Below are 15,698 nucleotides of genomic sequence, written 5' to 3' on the forward strand. Positions count from 1 at the left end.
CAGCCCCCTTGAACAGGTCAAGCTTGCCAGCGGGCGGCGGCAGTGTTGTCGCTCTCCTTGGCCTCGACCCAGCGTTGTACTCCTTCGGCGGTCAGCTCTTTTTTCCAGAACGGCGCCCGGGTTTTCAAGAAATCCATGATGAAGTGGCAGGCCTCGAAGGCGGCCTCGCGGTGGGCACTGCTCACCACCACCAGCACGATCTGATCGCCGAGCAGCAGCTCGCCGATGCGGTGGATCAGGGTGCACTCCTGCAGGGGCCAACGGCTGCGGGCCTCGGCCACTATGTCCGTCAGCGCCTTCTCTGTCATGCCGGGGTAGTGCTCGAGGGCCAGCCCCTTCACGTGCTCCCCCTGATTGAAGTCGCGCACCTTGCCGACAAAACTGATCACGGCGCCGGTGTCCTGCCGGGCGGCGAGACGGGCATATTCGTCAGCCAGCGAGAAGTCTTCCCGCTGTACCAGGATGCGATCGATCATGGTTGCCTCGCTCATCATCAACCTCCGGTCACCGGCGGGAAGAAGGCGACCTCATCGCCATCATGAAGGGGCGTATCCAGCGGCACCAGGGTCTGGTTGACCGCCACCAGCAGTTTGCCCGCTTCCAGCGCCAGCGCCCACTTGTCGCCGCGCTCGCACAAGGCGGCGCGAAGCGCCTCGGCACTGGCGTAGTCACAGGGCAGGCTCAGCTCGTCGCAGGCCACCAGCTCTCTGACTTGCGCAAAAAAGAGTACCTTGATCATGCGTTTTCTCCTGCACCGGCATTCAACTGGAAGTGACCGGACTTGCCGCCCTTTTTCTCCACCAGACGTACCTGTTCGATCACCATGTCCTTTTGCACCGCCTTGCACATGTCGTAGATGGTCAGTGCCGCCACCGACGCGGCGGTCAGCGCTTCCATTTCCACCCCTGTCTTGCCCGAGAGCTTGCAGAGGGTGCGAATATGGACCCTATTTTGCGCCGCCTGGGGTTCTATCTCTACCTCCACCCGGGTCAATGCCAGCGGATGGCAGAGGGGAATGAGATCCGAGGTCTTCTTGGCCGCCATGATGCCGGCAATGCGGGCGGTGGCGAACACGTCCCCCTTGTGGTGCTGACCGCTCAGGATCAGGGCCAAGGTGTCGGGAGCCATGGCGACAAACGCCTCGGCGCGGGCTTCACGCTCGGTCACCAGCTTGTCGGTCACATCCACCATGTGAGCTTCGCCGCTCTGGTTGAGATGGGTCAGGCCGGGCTGAGGCTGCTTGGATTCGGTCGGGTTCATCAGAGGCCCTCAAAGATGGGAGACAAAGTTGCACGGCTTGGTGCGGGCATCGAGCTGATCGCGGATAAGTTTCTCCCAGCCCAGCTGGCAGGCACCGGTAGAGCCAGGCAGGCAGCAGATCAGGGTGCGATTGGCGAGACCCGCCAGCGCACGGCTCTGCATGGCGGCACCCTTGATGTCTGCGAAGGAGAGCTGACGGAACAGTTCGCCAAAACCCTGCACTGTGCGCTCGAACAATACCCCGACCGCCTCGGGCACCCGGTTCTGTTCGTTGAAGCCGGTGCCGCCGTTGATGAGCACCACCTGCACTCCCTCATCGGCGATCCAGTCGCTCACCTGGGCGCGAATACGAAACAGATTGTCGGGGCAGAGCGCCCGGTCGGCCAGCTGATGGCCCGATTCAGCGAGGGCGGAAACCAGATAGTCGCCCGAGCTGTCATCGGCAGCGGTGCGGCTGTCGGAGACCGTCAGCACGGCGATCTTGAGGGGAATGAATGCGTTGTGTTTCTGTCCCATGGGCAGCTCCTGATGGCAAAGGACCGTGAGCAAAGAGAAGAAGAAAAGCGGCCAGGATCCCGGCTGACAGCGCTCGCTGGTGGCACGGTCCATGCCCGCCCGGGCTGAACCTTTGACCTTGCTGTCATGCGCTGCGACTCACGGCGGGCCGATTCTATCAAAACTCGCACCAGAGGGGGGATTTAAAGGAGGCACAGTGGTGCTTTTGCCCTGGCCGGGCGAAATATGAACGAGGCCAGGTGAACCCGGCCTCGTTGCTGGTACTGGCTTAGAAGCCCTTCACCCCTGTCATGTCGGGCAGCTGGTGAGCAATGCCCTTGTGGCAGTCGATACAGGTGCTCTCGCCGTTGGCGAGGCTGGTGGAGTGCATCTGGGCACCCCGTTTGCCTTGCAGGGAGAAGTCCATGTACTCGAAGTTGTGGCAGTTGCGACACTCCCTCGAATCCGTGTCCTTCATCCGCTTCCACTCCCGCTCGGCCATCTCGCGCCGGTGCGACTCGAACTTCTCGCGGGTGTCCACCTTGCCGGTGATCATGCCCCACAACTCCTTGGAGGCCTGCACCTTGCGGATGATCTTGTAGGTCCACTCGTGCGGCACGTGGCAATCCGGGCAGCTGGCCCGCACGCCGGAACGGTTGGCATAGTGGATGGTGTCGCGGTACTCCACGAACACGTTGTCCTTCATCTCGTGGCAGCTGGTGCAGAACTTTTCGGTGTTGGAGGCTTCCATGGCGGTGTTGAAACCGCCCCAGAAGATGACCCCGCCGAAGAAGCCCATCAGCAGCAGTACCCAGAGGGCTGCCTTCGAGGGGGACTTGAAGGTGGTCCACAGACGCTGGATAAAGCCGGGTAATTTCATCTATGGGTTCCTCAGTTCAAGGCTTCAACTGGTTTAAACGTATTTTCCACCAGCGGCTTGGCATCCGCTTGCGGCACGTGGCACTGCAGGCAGAAGTAGCGGCGGGGGGATACTTCTCCCAACGTCATGCCGTCACGGGTCTCGAAGTGAGTCGGGCTGATCTTGGGGGCCTTCATGGCGCTGGCGTTCTTGAAGCTGTGACAGGCCAGGCACTTGTTGACCTTGTTGTCCACTTCATAGTTGCGGGTGTCGTGGGGGATCAGCGGGGGCTGATGCATGTACTGGCGATCGTAGAGATCACCATCCTTGCGAAAGTTCTTCATGGGGGCCGCATCGGCATCCGTCACCAGATCCGTGCTCCCCCGTTCCGACTTGATGCCCCCCGTGCTGTTGGTGATCTCGGGGACTGCCGCCATCAAGGAACCTGCCATCAGACAGGCCAGCATTGCTCCAATCAGCTTCTTCATTATTTGTTCTCCGACGTTTTCTCTGCCTTGACGGCAAAACCTACAGTGATTTCAAAAACTTGCTCCGCGCAGACATCGATGCAACGGCCGCAGTTGGTACACTCCTGAGCCGCAATCAAGGGCCCGTGACCACGCTTGGCACCGTGAACGGGGCCGCGCAGGATGGGACGTTCCGGGCAGACCGCATAACAATCCATGCAGTTGCTGCACCGCTCGCGCCCCTTGGCAGAAATCTTGATGAACCCGACCCGGTTGACCAGGGCATAGAAGGCCCCCACCGGACAGAGGTGACCGCACCAGCCCCGCTCCACCACAAAGAGGTCGAACAGGAACAACACCGCCAGCAAGGCCCAGCCCGCCCCCATGCCGAACAACAGGCCGCGCAGGGTGAGCGACACCGGATTGACCAGCTCCCACACCAGTACACCGGCGATGGCCGGCGCCACCAGCACCATGGCCAACAGCCAGTAACGGGTATTGCAGCTGAACTGGCCATTGCCCTTGAGACCGAGCCGGGCTCGCAGCCAGGCGGCGGCATCCGTGATGAGGTTGACCGGACAGACCCAGGAGCAGAACACCCGCCCCCCGACCAACCAGTAACCGGCGAGCACGATGGCCGCTCCCAGCCACAGGGTGGTGATGGGCCAATGGCCCGCCGCCAACGACTGCAGAAGGGTCAGCGGATCCGTGAGCGGCACCGTCTCCAGCAGCAGCGAGCTGGAGAGGTTGCCCTCGAGGATCCAGATGCCCGCCAGCGGCCCCAGCAGGAACAGCCCCAGCACGCCGAACTGGCAGAGCCGGCGCAGCAGCAGGAAGCGGTGTGACCGCCACCAGCCCAGCCTGGCCGTGGCTTCGGCTCCCGGATAACGACTCATAGCCCCTCCGGTTTGCGGGTTGGCAGGGTGAGCCTGTCACCGATGAGCGACTTGCCCGCCTTCGCCTTCTCTTCCCAGCCGAGCCGGTAGTGGTGGCCCAGCTCCCCCTTGGCGAGCTGGCGAGGCACCACCTTGATGGCCGCCTCCTCCAGCACGCAGGCGTGCTCGCACTTGCCGCAGCCGGTACAGACATCGCTGTGCACCGTGGGCAGGAACATGGCGTGCTTGCCGGTGCGCTGGTTGTGCTGCAGATCCAGGGTGATCGCCTTGTCAATCAGCGGGCAGACCCGGTAGCAGACGTCGCAACGCAGCCCCAGGTAGTTGAGGCAGGTCTCGTGATCGATGAGCACCGCCACCCCCATCCGCGCCTGATCGATGTCGGTCATGGCCTGATCCAGCGCCCCGCTCGGGCAGGCCGCCACGCAGGGGATGTCGTCACACATCTCGCACGGCACGGCGCGCGCCTTGAAGTAGGGAGTGCCGGTGGTCACGGGTTCAAACAGCCGGGCGAGCTTGAGGGTGTCGTAGGGGCAAGCCTCGACGCAGAGCCCACAGCGCACGCAGGCGCCGAGGAACTCGGCCTCGTCGAGGGCGGCCGGCGGGCGCAGCGCCTGGGCAGGCACGGCCTGCACCTGCTGACGCGCCATGCCGCCGAGCCCCACGCCAAGCAGGCCCACACCGCAGGCCCCCTTGGCCATGTCGGCCAGAAACTGGCGCCGACTACGACTCATCTCGCGCTCCCCGCCTTATGCCTTGACGACCTTGACGGCGCACTTCTTGTAATCCGTCTCTTTGGAGAGCGGATCGGTGGCGTCCAGGGTCAGCTTGTTGACCAGCTGGCTCGCGTCGAAGAAGGGCATGAATACCAGTCCCTTGGGCGGACGGTTGCGACCGCGGGTCTCGACCCGAGTCTTCACCTCGCCACGGCGGGAGGAGACGATCACCTCTTCACCACGGCGCACGCCACGGGCCTTGGCATCTTCCGGGTGCATGAACAGCACCGCATCCGGGAAGGCGCGATAGAGCTCGGGGACCCGGCGGGTCATGGTGCCGGTGTGCCAGTGTTCCAGTACGCGGCCGGTGGAGAGCCACATGTCGTACTCTTTGTCCGGTGCCTCGGCGGCCGGCTCATAGGGCAGCGCGAAGATCACCGCCTTGCCGTCGGGCTTGCCGTAGAAGCGCACCCCTTCGCCCGCTTTCACATAGGGGTCGAACCCTTCACGATAGCGCCACAGGGTCTCCTTGCCGTCCACCACAGGCCAGCGCAGGCCACGGGCTTCGTGATACTGATCGAACGGCGCCAGATCGTGGCCATGGCCGCGCCCGAAGGTAGCGTACTCTTCGAACAGCCCCTTCTGGACGTAGAAACCGAAGTGCTCTGCCTCGTCGTTCAGGGCCCCCTTGCTCTGCTCTTTCGGGAACTGGTTGACCTGACCGTTGGCATAGAGCACGTCGAACAGGGTCTTGCCCTTCACTTCCGGCATCTTGGCGATGAGCTCGGCCGGCCACACCTCTTCCACGGTGAAGCGCTTGGAGAACTCCATCAGCTGCCACAGATCGGACTTGGCCCCTTCCGGTGCCTTCACCTGCTGGTGCCAGAACTGGGTGCGACGCTCGGCGTTGCCGTAGGCCCCCTCTTTCTCCACCCACATGGCGGTCGGCAGGATGAGGTCGGCCGCCTGGGCGGTCACGGTCGGGTAAGGGTCGGAGACCACGATGAAGTTGGCCGGGTTGCGATAACCGGGCAGCGCCTCTTCGTTCATGTTCGGGCCGGCCTGCATGTTGTTGTTGCACATCACCCAGTAGGCGTTGAGCTTGCCGTCCTTAAGCATGCGGTTTTGCAGCACGGCGTGGTAGCCCACCTGCTCCGGGATGGTCCCTTCCGGCAGCTTCCAGATCTTCTCGGCAATGGCGCGGTGCTTGGGTTCGGTCACCACCATGTCGGCTGGCAGACGGTGGGCGAAAGTGCCCACTTCACGAGCGGTACCGCAGGCGGAGGGCTGACCGGTCAGGGAGAAGGGACCGGAACCCGGCTGGGAGATCTTACCGGTCAGCAGGTGGATGTTGTAGCAGAGGTTGTTGGCCCAGACGCCGCGGGTGTGCTGGTTGAACCCCATGGTCCAGTAGGAGACCACCTTCTTGCTCGGATCGGCATAGAGCTGGGCCAGCTTCTCGAGCTTGTCCTTGGAGACGCCGGAGAGCTTGGAGACGGACTCCAGATCGTAATCCGCCACGAACTTGGCGAAGTCGTCGAAGCTCATCGGGGTGGAATCGCCGTTGTCCGGGTTCTTGGCCTTCTGCTGCAGCGGGTTGGTGGGACGCAGGCCGTAGCCGATGTCCGTAGTGCCCTTGCGGAACTGGGTGTGCTTGTTGACGAACTCCCAGTTCACCTTGTCGTTCTGGATGATGTAGTTGGCGATATAGTTGAGGATCGCCAAGTCGGTCTGCGGGGTGAACACCATGCCGTTGTCCGCCAGCTCGAAGCTGCGATGCTCGAAGGTGGAGAGCACGTGTACCTGCACGTCCTGGTGGGACAGGCGGCGATCGGAGATGCGCGACCAAAGGATGGGGTGCATCTCGGCCATGTTGGAGCCCCACAGCACGAAGGCGTCGGCCTGCTCGATGTCGTCGTAGCAGCCCATGGGTTCATCCATGCCGAAGGTACGCATGAAGCCCACTACCGCGGACGCCATGCAGTGACGGGCATTGGGATCCAGGTTGTTGGTACGCAGACCGGCCTTCATCAGCTTGGCGGCGGCATAGCCTTCCCACACGGTCCACTGGCCGGAGCCGAACATGCCGACCGCGGTCGGGCCCTTCTCTTTCAGGGTGGCCTTGAACTTCTCGGCCATGATGTCAAAGGCCTGATCCCAGCTGATGGGGGCGAAGTTGCCGTTCTTGTCGAACTTGCCGTTGGTCATGCGCAGCATGGGCTGGGTCAGCCTGTCCTGGCCATACATGATCTTGGACAGGAAGTAACCCTTGATGCAGTTAAGACCGCGGTTGACCGGTGCATCGGGATCGCCCTGGGTCGCCACGACGCGCCCATCCTGGGAACCCACCAGCACGGAACAGCCGGTACCGCAGAAACGGCACGGCGCCTTGTCCCACTTGATGGCAGTCTTGTCGGTACTGGTGATCAGATTGGCCGCCAGCGTGGGGGCACTGACACCAGCCACGGCAGCGGCTGCCGCCACCGCGTTGGCCTTCATAAAGTCGCGTCGACTCAGCTTCATGGCATATCCTCACATTGCTTATCGCGTAAGTTGTCGAGTGTATCGAACTGGTTTTGGCTCAGGGCGGCGAACTAGAACCCTGGCTTCTTTTTTCTGTGCATCCATGGCGGCCATCATGATGAGTCACGCAGGCTCGACCTTATGGCACTACTCCTTGCACTGAGCATCGAGCTCATCGAACTGGTGGTAAATCAGGGCGGCGGACAGCACGCCCGGCATCGCATTGATGGCGTCGATGGCCGTCATGATGGGCCGCTGGCTCGGGCCTTCCAGGGTCACCACCAGCTTGCCCTCATCACTGACGGCATGGATCTCGGCCCCCTCGAGGGTGGCAATCTGCTCTGCGAGCCGATGACGCAAGGAGGGCTGGGTCAGCACCACCAGGCTCGATACATGGAACTCTTGTTTCATTGTGGCTCCTGCTTCACACACATCTTGCTTCATCTGGACTCCTCGCTGGCGGGGGCTCCCACCCGGATGCTGCCGACCGGACAATCCTTCACACAGGCACCGCAACCGGTGCAGGCTGCGGCCTCGACGCTGGGAGTAGGCACCCGGCCCAGCACGGGGGAGAAACGGATCGCCCGGGGCTCGCAGCTGTCCTGGCAGCGCTGGCAGAACACCTGACCCTGAGCCAGACAGCTGGCTTCAATATGGGCGATGTATTGCCAGGGCGCCTCCGTGGTCGGACGAAATATCGGCACTTTGCAAGCGGCGACACACTCCCCACAGAAGGTGCACTCGCCGCGCAGAAAATCCACAGTCGGGAAACCGCCATCGCCCTTGACCAGGATCTGCTCCGGGCAGGCCGTGAGACAGTCACCGCAGCGGGTGCAGTCGGCGGCAAAGTCGGACCAGGCGACGGACCAAGGGAGCTGTACCCGAGGTTCATTCGATGTCAGACGACCCCGAAACAGACTGCGACGCGACAGGTTGACCCCATCCGGCATAACGGCTCCTTGTTGCTGGTGATGGCGCACGAGTGAGTCCCATGACAGGTATTTTCAATACCTATTATAAGAGTGGGTGTATATTGCGGCCCTGACAAGTTCAGGGATATACCACCAGGGAGATAAACAGGGGGGATTCTTGCGCTGGATCAAACCCTTGGCGCAGGAATGAACAACGGGGGCAAGACAAAATACCCCCATTTGAGGATTGCTTATTAATCGATGGCTATTTTTTCGAGCGAGGCCGCTCAGCCACCGATGGAGGCCAGATGCGGGGTCATGCCGGCATTGCCTTCGTGCAGCCTGTGGGTCGCCGCCTTGCCGGCAAGGGCGCTGCGGATCCGCTGCTGCAATTCATCCTGCTGGCCGTCATCCGTCAACAGATCCCGCAGTTCCACCCCGTGGTCGCCGAACAGGCAGAGGTGCAACTTGCCGAGGGAAGAGACCCGCAGCCGGTTGCAGCCGGCACAGAAATCCTTGCTGTAGGGCATGATGAGTCCGACCCCACCCATCGACTCCGGATGCATGAATACCTGGGCGGGGCCATCGTCGTCGCCACGCAGCTGCTGCAACCAACCGGCATCGAGCAGACGCTGTTTGATGAGCGCCCCGCTGGCGTGGTGATCGCGAAATAGGGTATCCATCTCGCCGGTCTGCATCAGCTCGATGAAACGCAGCTCGATGGGTTGGTGCCGTATCCAGGCCAGGAAGGCATCCAGCTGATGGTCGTTGAGACCCTTGAGCAACACGGCGTTGATCTTGACCGACTTGAAGCCGGCGGCCAGCGCAGCTTCGATCCCCTCCATCACCTCAGCCAGCTTGTTCTCGCCGGTGATCTGGTGAAACTGACGCGGATCCAGGCTGTCGACGCTGACGTTGAGGGCGGTCAGGCCCGCATCGAACCACTCTTTGGCACGCTCTTTCAAACGATACCCATTGGTGGTCATGGCCACCTTCTCGATGCCGGGGGTATTGGCCACCGTCTCTATGATGGCGGTGAAGTCCCGGCGCAGGGAGGGTTCCCCGCCGGTCAGACGCACCTTGCGAGTGCCCATGGCGGCAAAGCCACCGACGACGCGGCGGATCTCTTCGAGAGAGAGAAAGGGCTGACGCCCCGCCTTGCCACCGGCCGGTGGCCGATAGCCATCCGGCAAACAGTAGGTACAGCGAAAATTGCACACGTCGGTGACCGACAGGCGCAAATAGTAAAAACGACGGGAAAAACCATCTTGCAGTGGCGACATAAACACCTTTCCAAATACGGGAGGCCAGGGCATTTCTTTCCTGACCCTTACAGCTCGAACATCGGCTGACGGCGGTTTCCCCCTATCATGAGGACTTAGGCAAAACCGCTCGGAGTTCATCTAGTTTTTCGATGCTAGCACAAGTTGGAGTACACTCCCATGCTACTTTGTGGGGTTATTGTCTGCAGTGAAGGAAGAGAGCCGGCATGGGAAAGTGGTTCAAGGTACATTCGGTCAGCAGCGCCATCGGGCGCTCCATGGTGCTCATCCTGTTCATGGCGAGCCTGATCGCCGTGGTGGCCATGGTGACCCTGTTCTATTCGGTGCCCGATGCCAAGGCGATCAACCTCTCCGGCTCCCTGCGGATGCAGGCCTACCGCATGGCCTACGAGATTGAACAGGGCCAGCAGGTGCTGAGCCGGCTCGATCAGTTCGAGCAGACCCTGCACGCCGCCGAGCTGCAGGAGACCCAGCGCTGGATCACCCCCGCCTCCCTGCGTCGCACCTATGGCGAGGTGCTGCAGCAGTGGCAGGTGATGCGCGAGCACATCGAGAATGCCACCCCGCGGCGCTACACCGACAACACAGAGCAGTTTGTCGCCGCCATCGATGACTTCGTCAACCAGATGCAGTATCACGTGGAGTTCAAGGTGCGCATGCTGGCGCTGGCCGAAGGGCTCGGGCTGCTCTCCATCATCACCATCGCCTGGTTCACGGTGCGCTTTACCCGCCAGCAGGTGGTGGCACCGCTCAACCAGCTGGTCTATTGCGCCCGCCAGATCCAGCGCCAGGAGTTCGATCTGACCCTGCCCCCCCGCTGCGAAAACGAACTGGGGGAGCTGTCAGGGGCCTTCGTCACCATGGCCGATGAGCTCGGCAAGCTCTACCGGGAGCTGGAGAGCAAGGTGGAAGAGAAGACTGCCAAGCTGCAACAGGCCAACGACACCCTCTCCTTCCTCTACAGCACAGCCCAGAAGCTGCACGCGGCGCCGCTGAGCCGGCGCACCCTGCTCAAGCTGCTGGAGCGGGCGGCGGCCCACCAGCACATCGACTACATCCGGCTGACCCGTTTCGAGCACAATGCCATGCCGGACTACATCACCGGCCGCAAGGGTTGGCCCGGCGATCTGGAGGCGGTGGTCAGCTTCTATCTGCAGATGGACGAGCAGGAGTATGGCCGGCTCGACGTCATCAGCAGCCACCCCATCGACGAGCGGCTGATGAAGAACTTCTCCATGCTGCTGGCCCAGGTACTGCACAAGGATCAGACCCTGCTGCAACACCAGCGCCTGCTGCTGATGGAAGAGCGGGCCGTCATCGCCCGCGAGCTGCACGACTCTCTGGCCCAGGCACTCTCCTATCTCAAGATCCAGGCTACCCTGCTCAAGCGCTCGTTTGCCAAGGGGGATACCGCCAAGGCCGAAGCCGCCATGCAGCAGATCGATGAGGGGCTTGGCAGCGCCTACACCCAGCTGCGCGAGCTGCTCGGCACCTTCCGCCTCAGCATTGGTGACGCCAATCTCGGCGAAGCCATCAAGGTGATGCTGGAGCAGCTCAAGCCGCAGACCCAGGCCGATATCAGGCTCCATTACGGTCTGGCCGATACCGACCTCGAAGCGGGTCAGCACATTCACATTTTGCAGCTGATCCGTGAGGCAGTCCTCAATGCCATCAAACATGCCAGCGCACAAGTGATTGATGTTAGCTGTGAGACCCTCGCCGATGGTAACATCCAGGTTCAGATTTCAGATGATGGTGTCGGAATAGGGATCGCAAGCTCGGCGGTCAACCACTACGGCCTGAGCATCATGAACGAGCGTGCCAACAAGCTGCATGGCCTGCTGACCATCAGCGAAAGGCCGCCCAGAGGCACCTGCGTACATCTGACCTTTCCCACCAGCCTAACAAGAGACGCCTGATGGACGAGATGAAATATAGTGTTCTGGTCGTGGATGACCATCCCCTCATGCGCAAAGGGATTGTGCAACTGCTGGCACTGGAAGAGAACATCGAGGTCGTCGGTGAAGCTTCCAATGGTACCGACGCCGTCGCCATGGCCAAGGAGTCCGAACCGGACCTGATCCTGCTCGACCTCAACATGAAAGGTCTCTCGGGCCTGGACACCCTCAAGGCGCTGCGTGCCGAGGAGGTGACCTCCCGGGTGGTGATCCTGACCGTCTCCGATGCCCGTCAGGATGTGGTGGCCCTGCTCAAGGCCGGCGCCGACGGCTACCTGCTCAAGGACACCGAACCCGATATGCTGCTGGCCCAGCTGGCAGACGTGATGACCGGCAAGCAGATCCTGAGCGAACCGCTGCGCCCCTACCTCGAGAACATCTACGAGCTGGATCACCTGCAGCAGAAGCTGGAGAGCTTAACGCGTCGCGAAATGCAAATCCTGCGTGAAATTGCAAAGGGCCTCTCCAACAAACAGGTCGCCTCCGTGCTCCATATTTCCGAAGGCACGGTCAAGGTTCACGTCAAGAGCCTGCTCAAGAAACTAGAGGCGCAAAGCCGCGTGGAAGCGGCTGTCATGTACCTGGAGCAGCGCAACTAAGCCCCTTTTTACCCAGCCAAAGCCACCGTCCGGTGGCTTTTTTCATCCTCTGGCACAGTCGCTGCATTGTCCTGTTCAGTAACAACTGAATGGAGGATGGAACATGAAACTTCAACCTTTGGCACTGTTCCCCTTGCCTTCCCACATCCTGCCTGGTGGCAAGCTTCCTCTGCGTTTGTTTGAGCCGCGCCACCTGCAGATGCTCAAAGAGTCATTCATCAATGACCAGGGGTTTGGCATCGTGATGGAAGAGGCAACCACCTCGGGCAAGTCGGGTCGGATCCTGCCGGTCGGCACCCGGGTCAAAGTCACCGACTTTTACACCCTGAATGACGGCCTGCTCGGTGTCACCGTGCTCGGCATGGAACGGTTCTGCATCCACGAGATGGAGACTGACGAGCTGGGTCTGCGCCGGGCCAAGGTCGAGGCCCTGCCCAACTGGCCGAGCACCCACTCCAATTTCAGCGACAAGCCGCTGGTCACCCGGTTGCAGGAAGTCTTCGAACAATATCCGGAGCTCGACGAGCTCTATCCGGACAAGCGGTTTGACGATGCAGCCTGGCTCTGCCAACGCTGGCTCGAGATCCTGCCGATGCCGATCTATGAGAAGCAGATGTTGATTGCCAAACAAAATAGCGAAGCGGCTCGTCAATTCTTGCGCCGACTGATCGCACAGTGAGTCAATTCGGGCTTTGCAAAATGCAAATATTCCGATAATGAAAATGTTAATTTCGCATTTTGCAAATTGCAGGACGCAATAAAAACCGATAATCGCGCTGCAAGCCCTGTAAAACCGGTTCTGAAAAGTTGGCACGACTTTTTCATATAGAATCGTACAACCCGATTTATCCCGTGCTCTCTTCAGTATTTGCTGAAGAATTGGTCAACCACCCAGGTTGACCATTTTTTTTAGCTGCGATTCGCTGATGCGGGATGAAAATGGCGTTGCAGACACTCTCGCAGCCGCATCAGACTGATGGGCTTGGCCAAAAAGTCATCCATGCCCTGCGCCAGGCAACGGGCCCTGTCTTCCGCCATGGCGTTGGCCGTCAGCGCCACTATGGGCATGCGGTAACCCAGCTCCCGCAAGCGGCGGGTCGCCTCCAGTCCATCCATCTGCGGCATCCGCATGTCCATCAGAATGAGATCCGGCTGTTGCTGCGCGACCTGCGCCAGCGCCTCCAGTCCGTTGGCGGCCACTCTGACCCGGCTCACCAGCTTCTGCAGCATGAGCGAGACCACCAGCTGATTGACCGGGCTGTCCTCCACCACCAGCACATCCAGAGCCTGAATGGGCTGCTGATCCGGCTCGGGTCGGCTGCTGCACTCGCATGGCAGCGCCATGCCCGGCAAATCGAACCAGAAACAGCTGCCCTCGCCGGGGGCACTGCGCAGATGGATGCTGCCCCCCATCAATTCCACCAGCCGCTTGCTGATGGCCAGCCCCAGTCCGGTGCCGGAGAAACGGCGGGTCGCCGAGCTGTCCACCTGGGAGAAGGGCTCAAACAGCAGGGCCTGATCCTCGGCCGAGATGCCGATCCCGGTGTCGGTCACCGTCACCCGCAACTGCTGATCATGCCACTCCAGCTGCAACAACACCCGACCCGCGCTGGTGAATTTCACCGCGTTGCCAAGCAGGTTGCTGATCACCTGAGAGAGGCGCACCGGATCCCCTTGCAACTGGGCCGGCACGGCCTCATCGACCTGCCAGCGCAGATCGATGCCCTTGGCGACAGCCCGCGCCAGCAACGGCTCGATGAGGGACTGGCAGAGCTGGGCCGGCTGCAGCGTCTCGCAGTGAAACTCCAGGGTGTGAGACTCAATCTTCGAAAAATCGAGTACGTCGTCGATGATGGTCTGCAGCAGGCGCGCCGCATGGGTGGCATGGCCAAGCAGCGTCTGCTGCTGGGGTTCGAGCTGGGCGTGTTGCAACAGATCCAGCATGCCCAGCACAGCATTCATGGGGGAGCGGATCTCATGGGTCATCATGGCCAGAAACTGCGACTTGGCGCGGTTGGCAGCCTCCGCTTCGTCCCGCGCCCTGGCCAGCTCCTGCTCACGGCGGATCTGGTTGCCCACATCCCGCGCCGTGCCGCGATAGCCGATGAAAACACCGGCCCCGTCGAAACAGGGTTCGGCGTTGATCTCCATCCAGCGCGGCCCCCGCGCCAGGCTGACCTGCACCCGCACCGCCCGTACCGGCAGGTGCAGGCCGATGAGCCGGCGGTACTTGCCCCATTCGGGATCCCGCCTGTCATAGGCGTAGTCGTAGAGACTCTGGCCAGTCTGATGCACCAGCATCTCTTCCTGCTGGCCAGGGGCCGAGACGTAGCTCAACCTGTGCTCGGTATCCGTCTCCCAGAACCAGTCGGAGGCCATGCCTGCAAAGCTGCGAAAACGCTGCTCACCCGCCTGCAACGCCAGGGTCTTGAGTTCAACCTGCTCCTGCAAGCGGGCCCGATAAGCGATGTTGACCAGTGCCTGGGAGATGAGCGGCCGGCAACGCTGCATGGCGGCCTTGCTCTTGAGATCGAAGGTACCCATCAGGGAGTGGCGGCAGATGAGCACGCCGGAGAAACCGGGGGCCCGCAGCCCCGTCATCATGACGCTGGCCCAACCCGTCACATCGGCCAGCGGCGCCAACTCGGGCAACTGGGTCGGGTCATAGATGACCAGGGTCTCCCCCTCGATGGCCCGGGAGAAGATAGGTGTCAGCAGCCAGGGGCGGCCCACCTCCCCCTCCTGGGTGCTGAGGTGGGTCAGACCCCCCTCGCCCTCCCAGGCCACTACATCCGCGTGTTCGAAGCCGATGAAGGGTTTCAGCACCTGGATGAGGCTGTCCAGCACCTGCTCCAGCGTCTGGGCATCGGCCAGGGTGGCCACCCCGCACAGCAGGGTTTGCGACTCCTGCCGGTATTTGGCCTCGCGCTCCCGACAGCGCACCAGCTCCACCAGGGTGGTCTGCAGCTTGTCGCCAAGGGCTTCCAGTTCCGTATTACCAATCATCTTGTTTCCAGCGCAGTGTCAGCTGTCGAGAAAGATCACGCTCGATATCATCAGGTTGCCGTGTGCCAGCTCACCGTGTGGCAGACGCCCCTGCTCACCGAAGGTGAACGGGGTGATGAAGGGGATGTCCCCCAGCCGGGTATGAAATTGATCGACAAATTGGCATAAGCTATCACCAAGAGCCAAGCGGCAACCAGCACAAAAGATCACGAGGGCACCAAACGGCTGCATCTCGGTGGCCATGCCGTACTCTGGCTCGATACGGGTCGCATTCAGACAGCGTTGCAACAGGCCCTCCTGGCTGCTGTACATCAGCAGCAACCGCTCCCCGACCTCAGTATCGGTAAAGAGGCGCAATCCGCCACCTTCTGTCACGGCTTCGGGGTGGGAGAGCTTGTAATAGGGCATGTCATCCAGGGTGCCAACCTGCCTGGCCAGCGGAGACAAAGTGGTTTCCCGCAGGATGGGCCCCACCGGCCAGGGCGTCGTGCGCCCGGTCCAGCGGGCATAGACGGCGGCGGCCGGTTCATCGTCGATGGTGAGGATCTCACGTCCTGCCAACGCCGTGATGATGCCGCGCTGTTCGGTGGGGACATAGCCAGAGTGGAACTGGAACGCCAGCTGGCAATCGGGATAGAGCACCGCCAGCACCACCCCCTCGCGAGTACTGCCCTCGTCCCAGCACAACTGCCACTCCCCGCTCACGCTGTTGTCGGCGGCGGAGCCGC

17 protein-coding genes and 1 riboswitch are annotated in these 15,698 nt (G+C 61.7%); of the genes, 3 read left to right on the forward strand and 14 right to left on the reverse strand.

The annotated features are described in order from the left end of the window. Nucleotides 1–17 precede the first annotated feature (17 nt). From moaE to moaA, 12 genes are all read right to left on the reverse strand, one after another. Nucleotides 18–491, reverse strand: coding sequence for a molybdopterin synthase catalytic subunit MoaE (gene moaE, locus AB5Y81_RS06055; RefSeq protein ID WP_279484573.1), 474 nt, complete (start codon nt 489–491; stop codon nt 18–20). Between the two features lie 2 nt (nt 492–493). Beyond that, entirely contained in the window at nt 494–739 is a 246-nt protein-coding gene (moaD, locus tag AB5Y81_RS06060) for a molybdopterin synthase sulfur carrier subunit (protein WP_005299353.1), read from the reverse strand. Then, nucleotides 736–1,260: a cyclic pyranopterin monophosphate synthase MoaC gene (gene moaC, locus AB5Y81_RS06065; protein WP_005299350.1), complete on the reverse strand. Its 525-nt coding sequence runs from the start codon at nt 1,258–1,260 to the stop codon at nt 736–738. Before moaC ends, moaD begins: the two co-directional genes overlap by 4 nt. Before the next feature lie 9 nt (nt 1,261–1,269). Then, entirely contained in the window at nt 1,270–1,776 is a 507-nt protein-coding gene (gene moaB / locus AB5Y81_RS06070) for a molybdenum cofactor biosynthesis protein B (protein WP_005299347.1), read from the reverse strand. A gap of 268 nt (nt 1,777–2,044) precedes the next feature. Further along, a complete protein-coding gene (locus tag AB5Y81_RS06075) occupies nt 2,045–2,635 on the reverse strand; it encodes a cytochrome c3 family protein (protein WP_274182443.1) in 591 nt (196 codons plus the stop codon). A gap of 11 nt (nt 2,636–2,646) precedes the next feature. Continuing rightward, nucleotides 2,647–3,102, reverse strand: a complete 456-nt coding sequence (locus AB5Y81_RS06080; protein WP_005299342.1) for a nitrate reductase cytochrome c-type subunit — start codon at nt 3,100–3,102, stop codon at nt 2,647–2,649. Beyond that, entirely contained in the window at nt 3,102–3,977 is an 876-nt protein-coding gene (napH, locus tag AB5Y81_RS06085) for a quinol dehydrogenase ferredoxin subunit NapH (protein ID WP_024942810.1), read from the reverse strand. Before napH ends, AB5Y81_RS06080 begins: the two co-directional genes overlap by 1 nt. Beyond that, on the reverse strand, nt 3,974–4,708 hold the full coding sequence (napG, locus tag AB5Y81_RS06090; RefSeq protein ID WP_279484574.1) for a ferredoxin-type protein NapG: 735 nt from the start codon (nt 4,706–4,708) through the stop codon (nt 3,974–3,976). The genes napH and napG overlap by 4 nt, the downstream gene beginning before the upstream one ends. A 15-nt stretch (nt 4,709–4,723) precedes the next feature. Beyond that, nucleotides 4,724–7,213, reverse strand: coding sequence for a nitrate reductase catalytic subunit NapA (gene napA / locus AB5Y81_RS06095; RefSeq protein WP_017786587.1), 2,490 nt, complete (start codon nt 7,211–7,213; stop codon nt 4,724–4,726). Between the two features lie 147 nt (nt 7,214–7,360). Beyond that, nucleotides 7,361–7,624, reverse strand: coding sequence for a chaperone NapD (locus AB5Y81_RS06100; RefSeq protein ID WP_017779249.1), 264 nt, complete (start codon nt 7,622–7,624; stop codon nt 7,361–7,363). 29 nt (nt 7,625–7,653) lie between these two features. After that, the gene (gene napF / locus AB5Y81_RS06105; RefSeq protein ID WP_274182440.1) at nt 7,654–8,163 is read right to left on the reverse strand and encodes a ferredoxin-type protein NapF; all 510 of its coding nucleotides are present in this window, start codon (nt 8,161–8,163) and stop codon (nt 7,654–7,656) included. A 248-nt stretch (nt 8,164–8,411) separates the two neighbouring features. Then, complete coding sequence (moaA, locus tag AB5Y81_RS06110; protein WP_041203111.1) at nt 8,412–9,407, reverse strand: GTP 3',8-cyclase MoaA; 996 nt, start codon at nt 9,405–9,407, stop codon at nt 8,412–8,414. Further along, nucleotides 9,395–9,534, reverse strand: a riboswitch (molybdenum cofactor riboswitch). (Overlaps the previous gene by 13 nt.) A 79-nt stretch (nt 9,535–9,613) precedes the next feature. Between moaA and narQ the strand changes: the two genes are divergently transcribed. The 3 genes from narQ (at nt 9,614) to AB5Y81_RS06125 (ending at nt 12,643) form a co-directional block, all read left to right on the forward strand. Continuing rightward, nucleotides 9,614–11,326, forward strand: coding sequence for a nitrate/nitrite two-component system sensor histidine kinase NarQ (gene narQ / locus AB5Y81_RS06115; protein ID WP_024942815.1), 1,713 nt, complete (start codon nt 9,614–9,616; stop codon nt 11,324–11,326). Further along, the gene (gene narL, locus AB5Y81_RS06120; protein ID WP_005299317.1) at nt 11,326–11,964 is read left to right on the forward strand and encodes a two-component system response regulator NarL; all 639 of its coding nucleotides are present in this window, start codon (nt 11,326–11,328) and stop codon (nt 11,962–11,964) included. Before narQ ends, narL begins: the two co-directional genes overlap by 1 nt. A gap of 103 nt (nt 11,965–12,067) precedes the next feature. Next, entirely contained in the window at nt 12,068–12,643 is a 576-nt protein-coding gene (locus tag AB5Y81_RS06125; RefSeq protein ID WP_005299312.1) for an LON peptidase substrate-binding domain-containing protein, read from the forward strand. 230 nt (nt 12,644–12,873) lie between these two features. On the opposite strand, the gene AB5Y81_RS06130 is transcribed toward AB5Y81_RS06125, so the two are convergent. Both AB5Y81_RS06130 and AB5Y81_RS06135 read right to left on the reverse strand, forming a co-directional pair. Then, on the reverse strand, nt 12,874–14,970 hold the full coding sequence (locus AB5Y81_RS06130) for an ATP-binding protein (protein WP_162519931.1): 2,097 nt from the start codon (nt 14,968–14,970) through the stop codon (nt 12,874–12,876). Nucleotides 14,971–14,988: 18 nt separating this feature from the next. Next, a partial coding sequence (locus AB5Y81_RS06135) for an FIST signal transduction protein (RefSeq protein ID WP_368146597.1) occupies nt 14,989–15,698 on the reverse strand: 710 nt, incomplete at its 5' end.

The sequence above is a fragment of the Aeromonas sp. s2 genome, from assembly GCF_040907935.1.
Classification (GTDB): domain Bacteria; phylum Pseudomonadota; class Gammaproteobacteria; order Enterobacterales; family Aeromonadaceae; genus Aeromonas; species Aeromonas dhakensis.

Excerpts from the sequence above, each read along its gene's own strand:
- moaE (WP_279484573.1), bottom strand. The coding sequence starts at position 491 with ATGAGCGAGGCAACCATGATCGATCGCATCCTGGTACAGCGGGAAGAC.
- moaD (WP_005299353.1), bottom strand. The coding sequence starts at position 739 with ATGATCAAGGTACTCTTTTTTGCGCAAGTCAGAGAGCTGGTGGCCTGC.
- moaC (WP_005299350.1), bottom strand. The coding sequence starts at position 1,260 with ATGAACCCGACCGAATCCAAGCAGCCTCAGCCCGGCCTGACCCATCTC.
- moaB (WP_005299347.1), bottom strand. The coding sequence starts at position 1,776 with ATGGGACAGAAACACAACGCATTCATTCCCCTCAAGATCGCCGTGCTG.
- AB5Y81_RS06075 (WP_274182443.1), bottom strand. The coding sequence starts at position 2,635 with ATGAAATTACCCGGCTTTATCCAGCGTCTGTGGACCACCTTCAAGTCC.
- AB5Y81_RS06080 (WP_005299342.1), bottom strand. The coding sequence starts at position 3,102 with ATGAAGAAGCTGATTGGAGCAATGCTGGCCTGTCTGATGGCAGGTTCC.
- napH (WP_024942810.1), bottom strand. The coding sequence starts at position 3,977 with ATGAGTCGTTATCCGGGAGCCGAAGCCACGGCCAGGCTGGGCTGGTGG.
- napG (WP_279484574.1), bottom strand. The coding sequence starts at position 4,708 with ATGAGTCGTAGTCGGCGCCAGTTTCTGGCCGACATGGCCAAGGGGGCC.
- napA (WP_017786587.1), bottom strand. The coding sequence starts at position 7,213 with ATGAAGCTGAGTCGACGCGACTTTATGAAGGCCAACGCGGTGGCGGCA.
- AB5Y81_RS06100 (WP_017779249.1), bottom strand. The coding sequence starts at position 7,624 with ATGAAACAAGAGTTCCATGTATCGAGCCTGGTGGTGCTGACCCAGCCC.
- napF (WP_274182440.1), bottom strand. The coding sequence starts at position 8,163 with ATGCCGGATGGGGTCAACCTGTCGCGTCGCAGTCTGTTTCGGGGTCGT.
- moaA (WP_041203111.1), bottom strand. The coding sequence starts at position 9,407 with ATGTCGCCACTGCAAGATGGTTTTTCCCGTCGTTTTTACTATTTGCGC.
- narQ (WP_024942815.1), top strand. The coding sequence starts at position 9,614 with ATGGGAAAGTGGTTCAAGGTACATTCGGTCAGCAGCGCCATCGGGCGC.
- narL (WP_005299317.1), top strand. The coding sequence starts at position 11,326 with ATGGACGAGATGAAATATAGTGTTCTGGTCGTGGATGACCATCCCCTC.
- AB5Y81_RS06125 (WP_005299312.1), top strand. The coding sequence starts at position 12,068 with ATGAAACTTCAACCTTTGGCACTGTTCCCCTTGCCTTCCCACATCCTG.
- AB5Y81_RS06130 (WP_162519931.1), bottom strand. The coding sequence starts at position 14,970 with ATGATTGGTAATACGGAACTGGAAGCCCTTGGCGACAAGCTGCAGACC.